Origin of the sequence: Pseudomonas promysalinigenes, from assembly GCF_014269025.2 — a bacterium.
In the GTDB taxonomy this organism is placed as follows: Bacteria; Pseudomonadota; Gammaproteobacteria; order Pseudomonadales; family Pseudomonadaceae; genus Aquipseudomonas; species Aquipseudomonas promysalinigenes.
In genome coordinates this window covers 4,722,735-4,740,999 of record NZ_CP077094.1, presented here as the reverse complement: position 1 = coordinate 4,740,999, position 18,265 = coordinate 4,722,735, and the positions used below count along the sequence as shown (strand labels likewise).

The 18,265-nt window shown below is 61.1% G+C and carries 11 protein-coding genes; 6 read left to right on the top strand and 5 right to left on the bottom strand.

What is annotated here, in order from left to right; genetic code table 11:
- Nucleotides 1–282 precede the first annotated feature (282 nt).
- The 4 genes from gltB (at nt 283) to HU725_RS21400 (ending at nt 7,912) form a co-directional block, all read left to right on the top strand.
- A complete protein-coding gene (gene gltB, locus HU725_RS21415; protein ID WP_186476272.1) occupies nt 283–4,728 on the top strand; it encodes a glutamate synthase large subunit in 4,446 nt (1,481 codons plus the stop codon).
- 107 nt (nt 4,729–4,835) lie between these two features.
- Nucleotides 4,836–6,254: an FAD-dependent oxidoreductase gene (locus tag HU725_RS21410; protein ID WP_186476273.1), complete on the top strand. Its 1,419-nt coding sequence runs from the start codon at nt 4,836–4,838 to the stop codon at nt 6,252–6,254.
- Between the two features lie 128 nt (nt 6,255–6,382).
- Nucleotides 6,383–7,447, top strand: coding sequence for a uroporphyrinogen decarboxylase (gene hemE / locus HU725_RS21405; protein WP_060479894.1), 1,065 nt, complete (start codon nt 6,383–6,385; stop codon nt 7,445–7,447).
- A 117-nt stretch (nt 7,448–7,564) separates the two neighbouring features.
- Nucleotides 7,565–7,912, top strand: coding sequence for a YgiW/YdeI family stress tolerance OB fold protein (locus tag HU725_RS21400; protein ID WP_186476274.1), 348 nt, complete (start codon nt 7,565–7,567; stop codon nt 7,910–7,912).
- Between the two features lie 38 nt (nt 7,913–7,950).
- On the opposite strand, the gene HU725_RS21395 is transcribed toward HU725_RS21400, so the two are convergent.
- Nucleotides 7,951–9,138, bottom strand: a complete 1,188-nt coding sequence (locus tag HU725_RS21395) for an MFS transporter (protein ID WP_189657897.1) — start codon at nt 9,136–9,138, stop codon at nt 7,951–7,953.
- Nucleotides 9,139–9,302: 164 nt separating this feature from the next.
- On the opposite strand from HU725_RS21395, the gene HU725_RS21390 reads away from it, so the two are divergent.
- Together HU725_RS21390 and HU725_RS21385 are read left to right on the top strand one after the other, a co-directional pair.
- Nucleotides 9,303–10,202 carry a LysR family transcriptional regulator gene (locus HU725_RS21390; protein WP_186476276.1) on the top strand — a complete coding sequence of 300 codons (900 nt, stop codon included), beginning with the start codon at nt 9,303–9,305 and terminating at the stop codon, nt 10,200–10,202.
- Between the two features lie 96 nt (nt 10,203–10,298).
- Complete coding sequence (locus HU725_RS21385; RefSeq protein WP_186476277.1) at nt 10,299–11,072, top strand: ParA family protein; 774 nt, start codon at nt 10,299–10,301, stop codon at nt 11,070–11,072.
- 37 nt (nt 11,073–11,109) lie between these two features.
- On the opposite strand, the gene trxC is transcribed toward HU725_RS21385, so the two are convergent.
- The 4 genes from trxC to HU725_RS21365 are packed head-to-tail and all read right to left on the bottom strand — an operon-like array spanning nt 11,110 to nt 18,153.
- On the bottom strand, nt 11,110–11,544 hold the full coding sequence (gene trxC / locus HU725_RS21380; RefSeq protein WP_186476278.1) for a thioredoxin TrxC: 435 nt from the start codon (nt 11,542–11,544) through the stop codon (nt 11,110–11,112).
- A 16-nt stretch (nt 11,545–11,560) separates the two neighbouring features.
- Nucleotides 11,561–13,021 (bottom strand): protein adenylyltransferase SelO, encoded by a 1,461-nt coding sequence (gene selO, locus HU725_RS21375; protein ID WP_186476279.1) that lies wholly within the window; start codon nt 13,019–13,021, stop codon nt 11,561–11,563.
- A 45-nt stretch (nt 13,022–13,066) separates the two neighbouring features.
- On the bottom strand, nt 13,067–16,375 hold the full coding sequence (gene mscK, locus HU725_RS21370; protein ID WP_186476280.1) for a mechanosensitive channel MscK: 3,309 nt from the start codon (nt 16,373–16,375) through the stop codon (nt 13,067–13,069).
- Nucleotides 16,376–16,410: 35 nt separating this feature from the next.
- The gene (locus HU725_RS21365; RefSeq protein ID WP_186476281.1) at nt 16,411–18,153 is read right to left on the bottom strand and encodes a potassium/proton antiporter; all 1,743 of its coding nucleotides are present in this window, start codon (nt 18,151–18,153) and stop codon (nt 16,411–16,413) included.
- Between the last annotated feature and the right edge of the window lie 112 nt (nt 18,154–18,265).

The window sequence follows — 18,265 nt, the reverse complement described above, 5'->3', positions numbered from 1 at the left end:
CTGTCCCGGACTGCTGGCCACAAGCCTCCCTAGCAGTCATGGCAAAGCGCTTCAGATACAATCCAGCCGTTATCACGGCTCTCGGCGCAAAAACATTCAAAAATGCGACATAAATTTTCAATGGTGAGACATGAAAATTTGTGGGTATGACTGTCGCTGTGCAACAATGGTTTTCCATGGCCACCGCAAAAAAGCTGGCGTTTGATCGGCGTGGATGGTAAGTGGTTGTACATAAAAGAGATTTGCCTCCGGTTGAGAGGTGAACCTGGTGAGAAAGTGTCTATGAAAACAGGTCTGTACCATCCCGAAGAATTCAAGGACAACTGTGGTTTCGGCCTGATTGCCCATATGACGGGCGAACCGAGCCACCACCTTCTGCAAACGGCTATGCAGGCACTGACCTGCATGACCCACCGCGGCGGCATCAACGCTGACGGCAAGACCGGTGACGGTTGTGGTCTGCTCATGCAGAAGCCTGATCAATTCCTGCGTGCCGTGGCCCAGGAGCACTTCAGCGCCGAGCTGCCCAGGCAGTATGCCGTCGGTATGGTGTTCTTCAACCAGGACCCGGTCAAAGCCGAAGCTGCCCGCGCCAACATGGACCGCGAAATCGTCGCTGCCGGCCTGAAGCTGGTCGGTTGGCGCAAGGTGCCGATCGACACCAGCGTGCTCGGCCGCCTCGCCTTGGAGCGCCTGCCGCAGATCGAGCAGGTGTTCATCGGCGGTGAAGGCCTGAGCGATCAGGAATTCGCCATCAAGCTGTTCAGTGCTCGTCGCCGCTCGTCCGTGGCCAACGCCCACGACGCCGACCACTACATTTGCAGCTTCTCGCACAAGACCATCATCTACAAAGGCCTGATGATGCCGCGCGATCTCGCGGCGTTTTACCCAGACCTGGGTGACGAGCGCCTGCAAACCGCGATCTGCGTGTTCCACCAGCGCTTCTCCACCAATACCCTGCCGAAATGGCCGCTGGCGCAGCCGTTCCGCTTCCTCGCCCATAACGGCGAAATCAACACCATCACCGGCAACCGCAACTGGGCCATGGCCCGTCGCACCAAGTTCGCCAACGACCTGATCCCCGATCTGGAAGAGTTGGGCCCGCTGGTCAACCGCGTCGGCTCCGACTCGTCGAGCATGGACAACATGCTCGAACTGATGGTCACAGGCGGCATCGATCTGTTCCGTGGCGTGCGCATGCTGGTACCGCCAGCTTGGCAGAACGTTGAGACCATGGACGCCGACCTGCGCGCCTTCTACGAGTACAACTCCATGCACATGGAGCCGTGGGATGGCCCGGCCGGTATCGTCATGACCGAAGGCCGCCATGCGGTGTGCCTGCTCGACCGCAACGGCTTGCGTCCTGCACGCTGGGTAACCACCAAAAATGGCTACATCACCCTGGCGTCGGAAATTGGCGTATGGGACTACAAGCCTGAAGACGTCATCGCCAAAGGCCGTGTCGGCCCAGGGCAGATCTTCGCTGTCGACACCGAAACTGGCCAGATTCTCGACACCGATGCCATCGACAACCGCTTGAAGTCGCGTCACCCCTACAAGCGTTGGCTGCGCCAGCACGCCCTGCGCATTCAGGCCAGCTTGACCGACGACCAGGGCGTGGCCAGCTATGACGCTGACCAGCTCAAGCAGTACATGAAAATGTTCCAGGTCACCTTCGAAGAACGTGATCAAGTGCTGCGTCCGCTCGGTGAGCAGGGGCAGGAAGCGGTCGGTTCGATGGGTGACGATACGCCGATGGCGGTGCTGTCCCAGCGTGTGCGTTCGCCGTATGACTTCTTCCGTCAGCAGTTCGCCCAGGTGACCAACCCGCCGATCGACCCGCTGCGCGAAGCGATCGTCATGTCCCTGGAAATCTGCCTGGGCGCCGAGCGCAACATTTTCCAAGAGTCCCCGGAGCACGCATCTCGGGTGATCCTCAGCTCGCCAGTCATCTCGCCCGCCAAATGGCGTTCGCTGATGAACCTGGAGCGCGAAGGCTTCGACCGCCAACTGATCGACCTCAACTACGACGAGAGCGTCGGCCTGGAAGCGGCCATCCGCAACATTGCCGACCAAGCCGAAGAAGCCGTGCGTGGCGGTAAGACCCAGCTGGTGCTGAGCGACCGCTACATCGCACCTGGCAAGCTGCCGGTGCATGCATCGCTGGCCGTGGGGGCCGTGCACCACCGCCTGACCGAGCAGGGCCTGCGTTGCGACAGCAACATCCTGGTCGAAACCGCCACTGCCCGCGACCCGCATCACTTCGCCGTGCTGCTGGGCTTCGGCGCCTCGGCCGTGTACCCGTACCTGGCCTACGAAGTGCTGGCCGACCTGATCCGTACCGGTGAAGTGCTGGGTGACCTCGACGAAGTCTTCAAGTACTACCGCAAAGGCATCTCCAAAGGCCTGTTGAAGATCCTTTCGAAGATGGGGATCTCCACCATTGCCTCGTATCGTGGCGCACAGTTGTTCGAAGCCGTTGGCTTGGCCGAGGAAGTGGTTGGCCTGAGCTTCAAGGGCGTCTCCAGCCGCATCAAGGGTGCGCGCTTCGTCGATCTGGAAGGCGACCAGAAGCTGCTGGCCGCCGAAGCCTGGAGTGCCCGTAAGCCAATCCAGCAAGGTGGCCTGCTGAAGTTCGTCCACGGTGGCGAATATCACGCCTACAACCCTGACGTGGTCAACACCCTGCAAGCTGCTGTGCAGCAGGGCGACTACGCCAAGTTCAAGGAATACACGACGCTGGTGGACCAGCGCCCGGTATCGATGATCCGCGACCTGTTGAAAGTGAAAGTGGCCGACCAGGCCCTGCCGCTGGATCAGATCGAGCCGTTGGAGGCCATCCTCAAGCGCTTCGACTCCGCCGGTATCTCGCTGGGTGCACTGTCGCCAGAGGCTCACGAGGCCCTGGCCGAGGCGATGAACCGCCTGGGCGCGCGCTCCAACTCCGGTGAGGGCGGTGAAGACCCGTCGCGCTATGGCACCATCAAGAGCTCGAAGATCAAGCAGGTCGCCACTGGCCGCTTTGGCGTGACCCCAGAGTATCTGGTCAATGCCGAGGTACTGCAGATCAAGGTCGCCCAGGGCGCCAAGCCCGGTGAGGGTGGCCAGCTGCCAGGCGGCAAGGTCAACGGCCTGATCGCCAAGCTGCGTTATGCCGTGCCGGGTGTGACCCTGATTTCGCCTCCGCCGCACCACGACATCTACTCCATCGAAGACTTGGCCCAGCTGATCTATGACCTCAAGCAGGTCAACCCGCAGGCCCTGGTTTCGGTGAAACTGGTGGCCGAAGCCGGTGTTGGCACGATCGCCGCGGGCGTGGCCAAGGCTTACGCCGACCTGATCACCATCTCTGGTTACGACGGTGGCACCGGCGCCTCGCCGCTGACCTCGATCAAGTACGCCGGCGCCCCGTGGGAACTGGGCCTGGCCGAAACCCACCAGACCCTGCGCGGCAACGACCTGCGCGGCAAGGTGCGGGTACAGACCGACGGCGGCCTGAAGACCGGTCTGGACGTGATCAAAGCGGCCATCCTCGGCGCCGAAAGCTTCGGCTTTGGTACCGCACCGATGATCGCCCTGGGCTGCAAATATCTGCGCATCTGTCACCTGAACAATTGCGCCACTGGCGTAGCTACGCAAAATGAAAAGCTGCGCAAGGATCACTACATCGGCACCGTCGACATGGTGATCAACTTCTTCACCTTCGTTGCTGAAGAAACCCGTGAATGGCTGGCCAAATTGGGCGTTCGCAGCCTCGGCGAGCTGATTGGTCGCACCGACCTGCTTGAAGTGCTGCCAGGCGACACCGAGCGCCAGCAGTACCTGGACCTGACGCCCCTGCTGGGCAGCTCGCACATTCCGGCCGACAAGCCGCAGTTCTGCGAAGTCGACAAGAACCCGCCGTTCGACAAAGGCGAGCTGGCTGAAAAAATGGTCGAGATGGCCCTGCCGTCGATCCGCGACCAGGCCGGCGGCGAGTTCAGCCTCGATATCTGCAACTGCGACCGCTCCATCGGTGCGCGAGTTTCCGGTGAAATTGCCAAGCTCTACGGCAACCAGGGCATGGCCGACAAGCCGGTCACCTTCCGCTTCAAAGGTACTGCCGGTCAAAGCTTCGGCGTGTGGAACGCCGGCGGCCTGAACCTGCACCTGGAAGGCGACGCCAACGATTACGTCGGCAAAGGCATGACCGGGGGCAAGCTGACCATCGTGCCGCCAGCTGGCAGCCCGTTCGCCACCCAGCATAGCGCCATCGTCGGTAACACCTGCCTGTACGGCGCAACCGGCGGCAAGCTGTTTGCCGCTGGCACTGCGGGCGAGCGCTTCGCTGTACGTAACTCCGGCGCCCACGCTGTTGTCGAGGGTACTGGCGATCACTGCTGTGAATACATGACCGGCGGCTTTGTCTGCGTTCTGGGCAAGACCGGTTACAACTTCGGTTCTGGCATGACTGGCGGCTTCGCCTACGTGCTCGACATGGACAACAGCTTCGTCGACAAGCTCAACCACGAGCTGGTCGAAATCCAGCGCATCAGTGGTGAGGCGATGGAAGCTTACCGCAGCCACTTGGCGCGGGTCCTGGGCGAGTACGTGGAAGAAACCGGCAGCGAGTGGGGGCGTGAGCTCTTCGAGAACCTGGACGACTACGTGCGGCGCTTCTGGCTGGTCAAGCCCAAGGCGGCCAACCTCAAGCAACTGCTGTCCAGCACCCGTGCCAACCCGCAGTAAGAACAGCTGCAAGTGACGGCCCCGTGCGCGGGGCCCGTCGTGCTCAAGTGATCGTCTTGCAGCTTGCAGCCTGAAGGCTGGCAACTGCGGTAAAGAGGTTTTGAAAAATGGCTGAACGTCTGAACAACGACTTCCAGTTCATCGAAGTGGGCCGCAAGGACCCCAAGAAAAAGCTGCTGCGCCAGCGCAAGAAAGAGTTCGTGGAGATCTACGAGCCGTTCAAGCCCCAGCAGTCCGTAGAGCAGGCCCACCGTTGCCTGGGCTGTGGTAACCCCTATTGCGAGTGGAAGTGCCCGGTCCACAACTTCATCCCCAACTGGCTGAAGCTGGTTTCCGAAGGCAACATTCTTGCCGCGGCGGAGCTATCGCACCAGACCAACACCCTCCCGGAAGTCTGTGGCCGCGTATGCCCGCAGGATCGTCTGTGCGAGGGTGCCTGCACGCTGAACGACGGCTTCGGCGCGGTGACCATCGGCTCGGTCGAGAAGTACATCACCGACACCGCCTTCGCCATGGGCTGGCGCCCTGACATGTCCAAGGTCAAGCCAACCGGTAAGCGCGTTGCCATCATCGGTGCCGGGCCTGCCGGCCTGGGCTGCGCCGACGTGCTGGTGCGCGGCGGCGTGACCCCTGTGGTGTTCGACAAGAACCCGGAAATCGGCGGCCTGCTGACCTTCGGCATCCCTGAGTTCAAGCTGGAAAAGACCGTGCTGAGCAACCGCCGCGAGGTGTTCAGCGGTATGGGAATCGAGTTCCGCCTCAATACCGAGGTTGGCAAGGACATCACCATGGAACAGTTGCTCGCCGAATACGACGCCGTGTTCATGGGCATGGGCACCTACACCTATATGAAAGGTGGTTTCCCGGGTGAGGACCTGCCTGGGGTGCACGACGCATTGGACTTCCTGATCGCCAACGTCAACCGCAACCTCGGTTTCGAAAAAGCGCCGGAAGACTTCGTCGACATGCAGGGCAAGAAGGTCGTGGTGCTCGGCGGTGGCGACACCGCGATGGACTGTAACCGTACGTCGATCCGTCAGGGCGCCAAGTCGGTCACCTGTGCCTACCGCCGTGACGAAGCCAACATGCCGGGTTCGCGCAAAGAGGTGAAGAACGCCAAGGAAGAAGGCGTGAAGTTCCTCTACAACCGCCAGCCTATCGCCATCGTCGGCGAAGACAAGGTCGAAGGGGTGAAAGTCGTCGAAACCCGTCTTGGCGAGCCGGATGCTCGTGGTCGTCGTAGCCCAGAGCCGATCCCAGGTTCCGAAGAAATCCTGCCGGCTGACGCCGTGGTGATCGCCTTCGGCTTCCGCCCAAGCCCAGCCCCGTGGTTCGAGCAGCATGGAATCGAGCTGGACAGCCAGGGCCGGGTTGTAGCGCCAGAGAAAGCCAAGTTCAAACACCAGACCAGCAACCCCAAAGTGTTTGCTGGCGGCGACATGGTGCGCGGTTCTGACCTGGTGGTTACAGCCATTTTCGAAGGCCGTAACGCTGCCGAAGGCATCCTGGACTACCTGGAGGTCTAAGAGCACTAGGTTTTGTATACAAAATCTATTGATCCACGACATACCTATTAAGAAAAGGCACGGCAAACAGCCGTGCCTTTTCTTTGTGCGTCTGAGAAAATGCCCGCACTATTTTTCCGGATGCCGACATGACTGCCCTGAAGAACGATCGTTTCCTGCGTGCACTGCTCAAGCAACCCGTGGACGTCACCCCCGTGTGGATGATGCGCCAGGCCGGCCGCTACCTGCCGGAGTACCGCGCCAGCCGTGCCAAGGCGGGTGATTTCATGAGCCTGTGCATGAACCCGCAGTTTGCCTGCGAGGTGACCCTGCAGCCGCTGGACCGCTACCCGCTGGATGCGGCGATCCTGTTCTCGGACATCCTCACCATCCCCGACGCCATGGGCCTGGGCCTGTATTTCGAAACCGGCGAAGGTCCGCGTTTCAAGAAAGTCGTCAGTACCCCGGCCGATATCGAGGCGCTGCAGGTTCCTGACCCGCAGAAAGACCTGGGTTATGTGATGGACGCGGTCAGTACCATCCGCCGTGAGCTCAACGGCCGGGTGCCGCTGATCGGCTTCTCCGGCAGCCCATGGACCTTGGCCACCTACATGGTCGAAGGCGGCTCGTCCAAGGACTTCCGCAAGACCAAGGCCATGGCCTATGACAACCCACAAGCCCTGCATCTGTTGCTGGACAAGCTGGCTCAGTCGGTCACCAGCTACCTCAACGGCCAGATCCTCGCAGGCGCCCAAGCCGTGCAGATCTTCGACACCTGGGGCGGCAACCTGTCGGCGGCGGCGTATCAGGAGTTCTCACTGGCCTATATGCGCAAGATCGTCAGCGGCCTGATCCGCGAGCATGAGGGGCGTAAAGTGCCGGTGATTCTGTTCACCAAGAACGGCGGCCTGTGGTTGGAAAGCATCGCTGAAGCGGGAGCAGATGCACTGGGCCTGGACTGGACCTGCGACATCGGTGACGCCCGCCGCCGTGTGGGCGACAAAGTGGCGTTGCAGGGCAACATGGACCCGACCGTGTTGTACGCCAAGCCGCAGGCCATCCGCCAGGAAGTGGCGCGCATCTTGGCCAGCTACGGCCACGGCACCGGTCATGTGTTCAACCTCGGCCACGGTATCACTCCGGAGGTCGACCCGGAGCACGCAGGTGTGTTCATTAACGCCGTACACGAACTGTCGGCGCAGTATCACCAGTGATTTGAAGGCAGAAAAGAAGAGCCCGGCGATATGCCGGGCTTTTTCATGTCATTAAGTTTGAATTCAGCGATCGTCGCTAATCTGGTCCCATTGAACATCAAACAGGACCCAATCACCATGAAAGCACGTTACCTTGCCTTGATTCTTGCGCCTCTGTTCAGCACTGCAGCACTGGCTGCGACTTACACCGGGCCCGGTGCCACACCGGTTACCACAGTGGCTGCAGCCAATGACGCTGCCGATGATACGCCGGTTGTGCTGCAAGGCTTTGTGACAAAGAAAATCAACAACGACGACAAGTACGAATTCAAGGACAACACCGGCACAATTACCGTCGAGATCGATGACGAAGACCTGCCGACGACGCCGTTCAATGAAAAGACCAAGGTCAAGCTGACCGGCGAGGTCGAGAAACACCTTATGAGCCGTGAGGTGGACGTAGATATTGTCGAGATCATCAACTGATCCACTGGCCCTTTCGCGGGCAAACCCGCGAAGGGGCCTCACACCGCTTTGGGCTGAAGCTTGCTCAGGCGCAACGCCACCAGCAACGCCACCGCCAGCAAGCTGCCGATGAACAACCCGATCCCATTCCAGCCCCACTGGTGCCAGAACACACCGCCCGCCGTACCCGCCACGCTGGACCCTGCGTAATAGCTGAATAGGTACAGCGACGAAGCCTGTCCCTTGGCCTTGAGCGCCCGTCGCCCGATCCAGCTGCTGGCCACCGAGTGCGCACCGAAAAAGCCGAAGGTGAACACCAGCATGCCAACGATCACCATCGCCAAAGGGGTCGCCAAGGTCATCAGCAAGCCACCTGCCATTACCACGATACTGGCCCAGAACACCTTGCGTCGGCCCAGTTTGTCGGCCAGGGCGCCGACCTGCGCTGAACTGTAGATGCCCGACAGGTAGACCACCGACAACAAGCCGACCAGGGCCTGGTTCATGTGGTAGGGCTCGGCCAGCAGGCGGTACCCGATGTAGTTGAAGAGCGTAACGAAGGCGCCCATCAGCAGGAAGGCCTCAAGGAACAGCCACGGCAGGCCGGCATCCTTGAAATGCATGACGAAACCGTCCAACAGGCTACGTGGATTCATCGATTGCTGGCGGAAATTACGCGACTCCGGCAGCACCTTCCAGAACACCAACGCCGCCAGCAGGGCCAGGCCGCCTATGGTCAACATCGCCGTATGCCAGCTGACGAAATCGATCAATACGCCGGTGATCAGCCGCCCGCTCATGCCACCGATGGCATTGCCGCCGATGTACAGGCCCATGGCCAGGCCGATGTGCTGCGGGTGAATCTCTTCGCTCAGGTAGGTCATTGCCACTGCCGCCAGGCCGCTCAGCGACAGGCCGACTAGTGCGCGGCTCGCCAGTACCAGTTCCCAGCTCGGCATCACCGCGCTGGCCAGGGTCGAGAGTGCGGCGCACACCAGTGCGAATACCATTACCGGCTTGCGTCCGATTCGATCGGAGACTGGCCCAGTCACCAACAGACCGACTGCCAGCATCGCCGTCGACACCGACAAGACCAGGCTGCTTTGCGCCGCATTGATGGAAAACTCCTTCGATAAAAGGGGCATCATCGGCTGCACGCAATAAAGAAGGGCAAATGTGGCAAAGCCGCCGCTGAACAGTGCCAAGACGGTTTTGATGAAAGCCGGGGTGCCTTTCTCGATCCACATTTCGGTCAGGCCGGCAGGTTCAGTGTTGGCAGGAAGGGGTGCTACAGCAGTTTTCACGGACGGTACCTCTGGTGCAATGAAAAAAGCATATAGCTGGCTAATAATTAGATCCAATATATTGTTCGACCTATTTAAGACGTCAAACGACCTAATTGGAGCTGATCATGGAGCTGCGCCATTTGCGGTATTTCATCGCTGTTGCCGAGGAGTTGCATTTCGGACGCGCGGCTCAACAGCTGGGCATTTCCCAGCCACCTTTGAGCCAGCAGATCCAGGCCTTGGAGCAAGAGCTAGGGGCTCGCCTGTTCGAGCGAACCAACCGTCGTGTCGAGCTCAGTGAGGCTGGCCGGTTGTTCCTCGATGAGGCGCGGCAGGTGTTGGCCCAGGTGGAGAAAGCTGCCGACGTGGCGCGGCGCGCGCAGTTGGGCGAGTTGGGCGAGATGAAGATTGGCTTCACCTCGTCGGCACCGTTCACCTCGAAGATTCCCAAAGCCATCCATGCCTTTCGCCAGCGATTTCCGGCGGTGCACTTGAACCTCAAGGAAATGAGTAGCCGGGATGTTGCCGAAGGTGTGTTCGATGAGTCCATCGAGGTTGGGCTGATGCGACCGATGCCCTTACCCGAGGGCCTGGTGGCCATCGAGTTGTTCCGCGAGCCGTTGGTGGCGGTGATCAACGCCTCGCACCCCTTGGCAGAAGGCTCGGGACAGGGTGTGCACATGGCCGCACTGACCCATGAACCTTTCGTGTTCTTCCCGCGCAGCTACGGCAGTGGCTTGCATGCGCAGTTGCTGAGCCTGGCCCGCCAAGCCGGCTTCAGCCCACATTTCGCCCAGGAGGCAGGGGAGGCGATGACCATCATTGGCCTGGTGTCTGCAGGCCTGGGGGTTTCGGTGCTGCCGGCTTCGTTCCAGCGGATGCGAATCGAGGGCGTGGTGTACCGCACGCTGCTGGATGAAGGGGCCATGTCGGCGGTTTGGCTGGTGCAGCGTGAGCAGGGGGCTTCGGTGATGGCTCGGGCCTTCGCCGAGTTGCTGACCGGACTGATGGCGAGCCAGGGTTGATCGGGGGGATACAGGCAGGCTAAGGGGCAAATGGCACTGGTCATTGCCGCTGCACCACCACATACTCGGGCATTCGTTGATACACGGAGGTCTATCATGCGGCGCGTGGTGTTCAATCAGAAAGGTGGTGTGGGCAAGTCGAGCATCGCTTGCAACCTGGCAGCAGTGAGTGCCAGCGAAGGTTACCGGACCTTGCTGATCGACCTGGATGCCCAGGCCAACTCCACCCAATACCTCACTGGCCTGACCGGCGACGATATCCCCATGGGCATTGCCGATTTCTTCAAGCAAAGCCTTTCCAGTGGCCCGTTCAGCAAGAAGAATCAAGTCGATATCTACGAAACACCGTTCGACAATCTGCATGTGGTCACCGCCACTGCAGAGCTGGCCGACCTGCAGCCAAAGCTTGAGGCCAAGCATAAAATCAACAAGTTGCGTAAGTTGCTCGACCAGCTGGACGAAGACTACGAACGGATCTACATCGACACGCCACCGGCCCTCAACTTTTATGCGGTTTCTGCATTGATCGCCGCTGATCGCGTGCTGATCCCCTTCGATTGCGACAGCTTCTCGCGCCAGGCGCTGTACGGCTTGCTGTCTGAGATCGAAGAGCTCAAGGACGACCATAACGAAGACCTGCTGGTCGAAGGTATCGTGGTCAATCAGTTCCAGTCACGCGCCAGCCTGCCCCAGCAGATGCTCGACGAACTGCTGGCCGAGGGGCTGCCGGTGTTACCGGTGTACCTGGGCAGTTCGGTGAAGATGCGCGAATCGCACCATGCCAGCCTGCCGCTGATTCACTTGGAACCGCGGCACAAGCTGACCCAGCAGTTTGTCGAACTGCACGATTTGCTCGAGGAGAATGGTTGAGGATCTCACAGGCACCAATCAGCTCAAGACAGGCGCTTCAAACCCCCTGACCGCGCAACCACTCCAGCAACGGCTGGAGCGCAAACGCCCCAGCCTGGCGGCTGATTTCACGACCGTTCTTGAACAGGATCAGGCTGGGAATCGAGCGGATTCCCAGTTGCCCCGCCAAGTTACGGTTGGCTTCGCTGTCCAGCTTGGCCAGGCGGCAGCGGCCGCTGAGCTGGCGGGCAGCCTGCTCGAAGGTCGGGGCAAACGATTTGCACGGGCCGCACCAGTCAGCCCAGACGTCGATCAGCAGCGGCACGTCGCCTTTGATCTGGCTGCCATAGTTCGCTTCGCTCAGTTCGAACGGCTGGCTCAACAGCACAGCCTGTTTGCAGCGCCCGCATTTGGGTGTGTCACCCAGACGCTGCGCCGGCAGACGGTTAAGGCCGTTGCAGTGGGGGCAGGGGATTATCAGTGGCTCGGACATCAAGGCTCCTTGAACATTAAGAAGAACAGCTGATTTCCAGGTGTTTGCCCCACTCAGGTGGGCGCTCGGCGTAAGCCTGCATGCCGGCTTGTTCCTCGAACGGCGTGCTCAGTACCTGGTGCAGGCGGCGTACTTCACTGTAATCGCCCGCTTCGGCCGCTTCGATGGCCCGCTGCGCAAGATAGTTGCGCAGCACGTACAGGGGGTTCACGCCATGCATACGCTCACGACGGCCTTGGGCGTTGCCGCTTTCGCGCTTGCACCGGGCCAAGTAGTCCGCACCCCATGCATCGAAGCCGGCGAGGTCGATGAAGTCGTCGCGTACCAGCTTCAGAGCCTCGGCGACTGGCCGTTCACCCAGCTTGCGGAAAAACAGGTTGTAGTCCACGCCACCACTCTGCATGCGCTGAAGCAGGCGCTCGATCAAGGCCATGTCGTCGTCTTCGCCTGTGGTCAGCCCCAGGCGCCTGCGCATCAGGTCCAGGTAGTGTGCCTGGTACAGCGGCAGGAACAGGCCCAGCGCCTCCTTCAACGGTTCCACTTCGATGACCGTGGTCAGGGCCTGGGCCAAGGCGCTGAGGTTCCAGTGGGCGATGGGCACCTGGTTGGCGTAGCTGTAGCGGCCGCGGTCGTCGGAATGGTTGCAGATGAAGTTGGCGTCGAAGTCGTCGAGGAAGGCGTAAGGCCCGAAATCGAAGGTGATGCCAAGAATCGACATGTTGTCGGTATTCATCACCCCATGGCAGAAGCCATAAGCCTGCCAGCGGGCGATCAGTTCGGCATTGCGCTCGACGATGGTGCGGAACATTGCCAGGTAGGGCTGCTCGGCATCGCGGCATTCGGGGTAGTGCTGCTGCAGCACATGGTCGATCAGCAGGCGCTGCTGCTCTGGCTGCTTGGTGTAGTAGAAGTATTCGAAATGCCCGAAGCGCACATGGCTGTGGGCAAGGCGGGTGAGCATGGCGGCACTTTCGCGGGTCTCGCGCCAAACCGGCGTGCTTGAACCAACCACGCACAGGGCGCGGCTGGTAGGGATGCCGAGTGCGTGCAGGGCTTCGCTGGCGAGGAATTCACGAATCGATGAGCGCAGCACCGCACGGCCGTCGCCCATGCGCGAGTACGGGGTCTGGCCGGCTCCTTTGAGGTGCAGGTCCCAGTGCTCGCCCTGGTCGTTCAGCACCTCGGCCAGCAACAGGCCACGGCCATCACCCAGGCGCGGGTTGTAGGCGCCGAACTGGTGCCCTGAGTACACCATCGCGCGTGGGTCGGCCTCTTCCCAGAGCTTGTGGCCGCTGAACAGCTCGGCGAACAACGGCAGTTCGGCCTGGGCCGGGTCAAGGTCGAGCAGGGCCATGGCGGACGTGCTCGCCACCACCAGGCGCGGCTCGGCGATCGGCTCGGGCAATACCTGGGTAGAGAACGCATCGCCCAAACGGGCGAAGCGGTTGTCGAAGGTGAGTTGGTCGAGGGCTTTCACGGGCTGCTCCTGGGGTTCAGCACAGAATAAAGCATTCGAGCCTGCTCAGGCCGATGGGGTGCCATCGGGTTTGGGTTGTTCCATCGGGATCAGCTGTTGCTTGCCACCTTTGGAGTCCATCAGGAACACCTCGACCTGACGTACCGAGATCTTGATGTCATGGGCCTTGAACTCGCGGTTGATGTAGCGGTTGATCTCGTCCAGCGTCGGGTTGCGGTCACCCAGGTCACGGACATGCATGCGCAGTTCGTGGTCCAGGGAGCTTTCGCCGAAATTGAGGAAATACACCAGCGGCTCTGGGTCCTTGAGCACGCGCGGGTTCTCGTGGGCGCCCTTGAGCAGCAGATCGCGCACCAAGTCCAGGTCCGAGCCGTAGTCGATGCCCAGCTTCAACGTCACCCGAGTGACGGTATCGGTCAGCGACCAATTGATCAGCTGGCCGGTGATGAAGGTCTTGTTAGGGACGATGATGTCCTTGCGGTCGAAATCGGTGATGGTGGTGGCCCGAATGCGAATCTTGCTGACCGTCCCTGAAAGGTTGCCGATGGTGATGGTGTCGCCGATGCGCACCGGCCGCTCGAACAGGATCATGATGCCGGAGATGAAGTTGGCGAAGATCTCCTGCATGCCGAAGCCCAGGCCCACCGAGAGCGCTGCCACCAGCCACTGTAGCTTGTCCCAGCTCACCCCTAGGGTAGATAAGGTGCTGACGATACCTACGCCGACGATGGTGTAGGAAAGCAGTGTGGTGGTGGCGTAGGCGCTGCCCTGGGCCAGGTTCAGGCGTGAAAGCACCAGCACTTCCAGCAGGCCAGGCAAGTTGCCAGCCAGGGCGAAGGTGATGCCAACGATCACCAGGGCGCCCAGCAGGTCGCCGAGGCTGATCGGCACCATGCTGGCCGAGGTACCGGTCCCGCTGGTGTATTCGTACAGGGTGACGTTGTTGAGGTAGGCGAAGACCGAAAGCAGGTCCGACCAGACCCAGTACAGGCCGGCGATGAAACCGCCGAGCAGTGCCAGGCGGATCAGGCGCAGCGACTGCTGGTTGACCTGTTCGATGTCCAGGGTCGGCTCTTCGACGATGACTTCACCGTCGAGCCCTTCCTTGGCTGCCTGGCGCTTGCTCAATGCGCGCTGGTAGGCCAGGCGCCGCGCCGCCACCGACAGGCCGCGCACGAATGCCGCCTCGATCACCAGCCAGAACAGCAGCAGGTACAGGGTATAGATCAGGCGGTCGGTAAGTTTGAGCGCGGTGTAGTAGTAGCCGAAACACACCGCCACGAACAACGCGATCGGCAGCGCCGTGAAGGCCACCCCGACTGCTTTGCGGAACAGCGATGTATTGCGGTGCGCCGGGCTGCTCAAAAGCAGGCGGCTCAGTAGCCAGGCCATCAGGGCATAACAGGTCAGCACCACGCCGATACCCAGCACGTCGTCGGCCAGCGCCGAAGGCTGGTGCTCGGCGACGGCAACCACCCCGACCAGCGCCAGCACCACGATGCCCAGCCGGCGCACCCAGCCGCGTAGAAACTCGACCTGCGGCTTGTGCCAGCGGAAATGGATCTCGGCCACCCCGCCCGGGGCGAGGATACGGTAGGCGGTATAGAACACCAGCCAGGCCTGGGCCAGTTGCCACAGCGCGGCGCCCAGGTTGGCGTTCTGGCCGCGGGCGTCGATCTGCAGTGCATAGCTGCACAGGGCCAGGCCCAGACTCACCGGCATCGCCAGCAGTACATTGATCAGGATGGCCTGTGGCGTGTGCCATTGGCTGTCGCGACGGAAATGGCCGATATCCTGGTGGACCTTGTTCAGCCTTTCATACAGGTACTTGCGCCGCCACAAGAGGGCCCCAATGACCAGCAGCAGGGGCAGGAACAGTAGCGGGCGCTGGCTCAGGCCGTCGGCCAGTTCCTTGATACCCGAACCCCAGGGCAGGCTTGCGATCTGTTCGGGTAGGCGGGTCGGCACGAAGCTCAGCCAGTCCCAATCCAGCGGTTTGTTGCTGGGGATCCAGAACATCTGCTCATCGAGCGTGTTGCGCAGCCCCTGGGCGGTGCCCAGCAACTGCTTCTGGTTGAGCTGCAGAGTGATCGACTCGTTGAGCAGCGCCGACAGTTCACGGTTCAGGCGCTCGAGCAGGTCGCTGCGGGTGATCGCCACTTCGAGCAGCGCCTTGCGTAGCTGCGGTGTAACGTCTTGCTGCGGCTGGTTGGCCAGCAGCTTATCGACGTAGCCCACCGGGTTGCTCATTTGCTCGCGCTGCTGGTTGATCTCGAATTGATACAGGCGGATATCGGCAATCTGATCAGCCAGGTCACGGTCGAGCTTCAGGTGCGGCAGCGCCTGTTTCTGCTTGTAGAGGATCTTCGACAGCAGCAGGCTGCCCTTGAGAACGTTGATCTGTTCGTCCAGCGCCTGGTCGGCCTGGGTCAGGCTGTCGAGCTGCTGCTTGGTACGCAGGTTCTGCTGGGTCACCTCGTTGAGGCGGTCGGTGCTTTTGAGCAGGTAGTCCGAAAGCTTGAGGTTGGCCGCACTCTCAGTGGCGAGCAAGCTGCTGCCGCCAGCCTTCTGCGCCTCGATCGACTGTTGCGTGACGGTTTGTTGGGACTGGGCCAGGCGCTTGTCATTGATCAGCGTCTGCAGGTCCTGGATTTCCTGCTCCAGGCGTGCGGTACGCTCGATCAGCAGGTCATGCTGAGCATTGCCAAGGTCTTGCAGCAAACCATTGCCGGCCAGCTCCTGACGCCGCAGTTGGGTAAGGGCATTGAGCGAGCCCAATTCGGCATTGAGCTGATTGCGCTGGTCGGCGTTGATCGGCTTGCCAGCGTCTTTGCCGCTCTTGAGGATGTTGTTGATCTGCTGGGTGCGGGTCTGGTTTTGGCTGATCTCGGCCTGGGCCCGCTCCGGGCGGGTTTGCGAGTTGATGATCAGGCTATTGGCGTCTGACAGCGCCTTCTGCAAGTCGCCTTGCAGGGTATTGCGCTCGCTGAGCATTTGCTCGAGCTGCGGCACGCTCAGGTTGGCATAGCGCTGGGTGACCGGCTGGGGTTTGCTTTCCTTGAGCCTTGCCAGCTCTTTCTGGCTATCGCTGGTTTGCTTGGGCGCACCGGCCAGTTGCTGCTTGAGCGCGGCCAGCTTGCTCTCGCTGTCTTCTTTACTGTTTAGCAGCGCCAAAGTCTGCTCGAGCACCTGCTGCAGAGCCTTCTGGTCAGCTTCGGGCAGCTTGCGCTCGGCGATCTTGTCGAGGCTGTTCTGGATGCTGGCGGTGGTTGGGGCTTCTGCCGCGGTGGCCGCGAACGAAAGGGAAAGGCACAACCCAAGCAGGGCCGCGCGAAGGTACACACGCAAGGACATAGGCAGACTACTTATGGATCAGGCTAACACGCAGTTTAGAGGAACAATCCTGGTCCGGGTCGCGTTCCCTCGGGGAATCTGACGCCGACTTTCTGGATCTTGTTCCCGTCCATGGTCGCCACGGTCCAGATCGTGCCGTGCCATTGCACCTGGTCGCCTACTACTGGAGCGCCTCCGACCTTTTGTCGGATGAACTGCGCCAGCGGCATTTTCACGTCCAGACCATCGAGTTTCAGGCCGTACAGGGCGGCTACCGCACCCAACTCCGCATCGCCTTCGAGCACGAAGTCGCCGAAGAAACGCAGATCCAAACCACGTTGGGGTGCCTGGCTGAACAGTTTGCCCAAAGCCGGAAGATTGTGCTCGTGGCCGATCACGCAAAGCATGTCGCCGACTTCCAACACGGTACTGCCGGAAGGGTGCAGCAGTTGCTCGCCACGGAACAGCGCAGCGATACGCGTGCCTTCGGGCATTTTCAGCTCGCGCAGGGCGGCGCCGATGCACCATTTCTCCGCGCCCAACCGGTAGACGAACAGCTCCCACTCGCTGGTGACATGAACCTCCAGGGCCGAGCGGGAGATCGGGGCGGGGTCTGGCGGCACGGTGACTTTCAGCAGCTTTGCCATCCAGGGCAGGCTTGTGCCTTGCACCAGCAGTGATACCAGCACGATGAAGAACGCCAGGTTGAAGAACAGCTGTGCGTCCGGTAGGCCCGCCATCAGCGGGAACACCGCCAGAATGATCGGCACCGCACCCCGCAGGCCAACCCAGGAGATGAAGGCTTTTTCGCGGCCGTGGAAGGCCTTGAACGGCAACAGGGCGGCGACCACCGACAGCGGCCGTGCCATCAGGATCATCCACAGCGCCAGGCCCAGTGCCGGCAGCGCGATCGGCAGCAAGTCGTGGGGCGTAACCAGCAGCCCCAGCACCAGGAACATGCCGATCTGGGCCAGCCAGGCCATGCCGTCAAGCATGTGCAAGATACCGTGGCGGCTGCGGATAGGCCTGTTGCCCAGCACCAGGCCGCACAGATAAACGGCCAGGAACCCGCTGCCGTGCAGGGCATTGGTCAGCGAGAACACCACAAGCCCCCCAGCGATGACCAGAATCGGGTATAGGCCGCCGGCCAGGTTGATGCGGTTGACCAATTGCAGCATCAGCCAGCCCCCACCCAGGCCGACCAGGCCACCGATGCCGAATTCGCGCAGCAAGTGGCCCAACAGGCTCCAGTGCAGGCCGGTCTGGCCACTGGCGATCATGTCGATCAGGGTGACAGTGAGGAATACCGCCATCGGGTCGTTGCTGCCCGACTCGATTTCCAGGGTGGCGGTAACCCGTTCGTTCAGGCCTTTGCCGCCCAGTAGCGAAAACACCGCGGCGGCGTCGGTCGAGCCGACGATGGCGCCGATCAGCAGGCCCTGGATCAGGCTCAGATCGAACAGCCAGGCGGCGACCATGCCGGTCAGCGCCGTGGTGATCATCACCCCGACCGTGGCCAGGGACAGCGCTGGCCACAGGGCTACACGAAAACTCGCCACCCGTGTGCGCAGGCCGCCGTCGAGCAGAATCACGGCCAGTGCCAGGTTGCCCACCAGGTACGCGGTTGGGTAGTTGTTGAAGATGATGCCGCCACCATCCACGCCAGCGATCATGCCGACAGCGAGGATGATGACCAGAATCGGAATGCCCAGTCGCGACGACAGCGAGCTGACCAGGATACTTGCACCCACCAGCAATGCGCCGATCAGAAACAGGCTGTTGATGGTGCTGGCATCCAAAGGCAGTACTCCGGGGGGCGGGGCGGGGAAAGACTTGACTGGCAAGTCGCGTGCCAATCGATTCTAACCTGATGAATTGGCAGCCTGTAAAGCGTTTCTGCAGATGAAAAAA

Excerpts from the sequence above, each read along its gene's own strand:
- gltB (WP_186476272.1), top strand. The coding sequence starts at position 283 with ATGAAAACAGGTCTGTACCATCCCGAAGAATTCAAGGACAACTGTGGT.
- HU725_RS21410 (WP_186476273.1), top strand. The coding sequence starts at position 4,836 with ATGGCTGAACGTCTGAACAACGACTTCCAGTTCATCGAAGTGGGCCGC.
- hemE (WP_060479894.1), top strand. The coding sequence starts at position 6,383 with ATGACTGCCCTGAAGAACGATCGTTTCCTGCGTGCACTGCTCAAGCAA.
- HU725_RS21400 (WP_186476274.1), top strand. The coding sequence starts at position 7,565 with ATGAAAGCACGTTACCTTGCCTTGATTCTTGCGCCTCTGTTCAGCACT.
- HU725_RS21395 (WP_189657897.1), bottom strand. The coding sequence starts at position 9,138 with ATGTGGATCGAGAAAGGCACCCCGGCTTTCATCAAAACCGTCTTGGCA.
- HU725_RS21390 (WP_186476276.1), top strand. The coding sequence starts at position 9,303 with ATGGAGCTGCGCCATTTGCGGTATTTCATCGCTGTTGCCGAGGAGTTG.
- HU725_RS21385 (WP_186476277.1), top strand. The coding sequence starts at position 10,299 with ATGCGGCGCGTGGTGTTCAATCAGAAAGGTGGTGTGGGCAAGTCGAGC.
- trxC (WP_186476278.1), bottom strand. The coding sequence starts at position 11,544 with ATGTCCGAGCCACTGATAATCCCCTGCCCCCACTGCAACGGCCTTAAC.
- mscK (WP_186476280.1), bottom strand. The coding sequence starts at position 16,375 with ATGTCCTTGCGTGTGTACCTTCGCGCGGCCCTGCTTGGGTTGTGCCTT.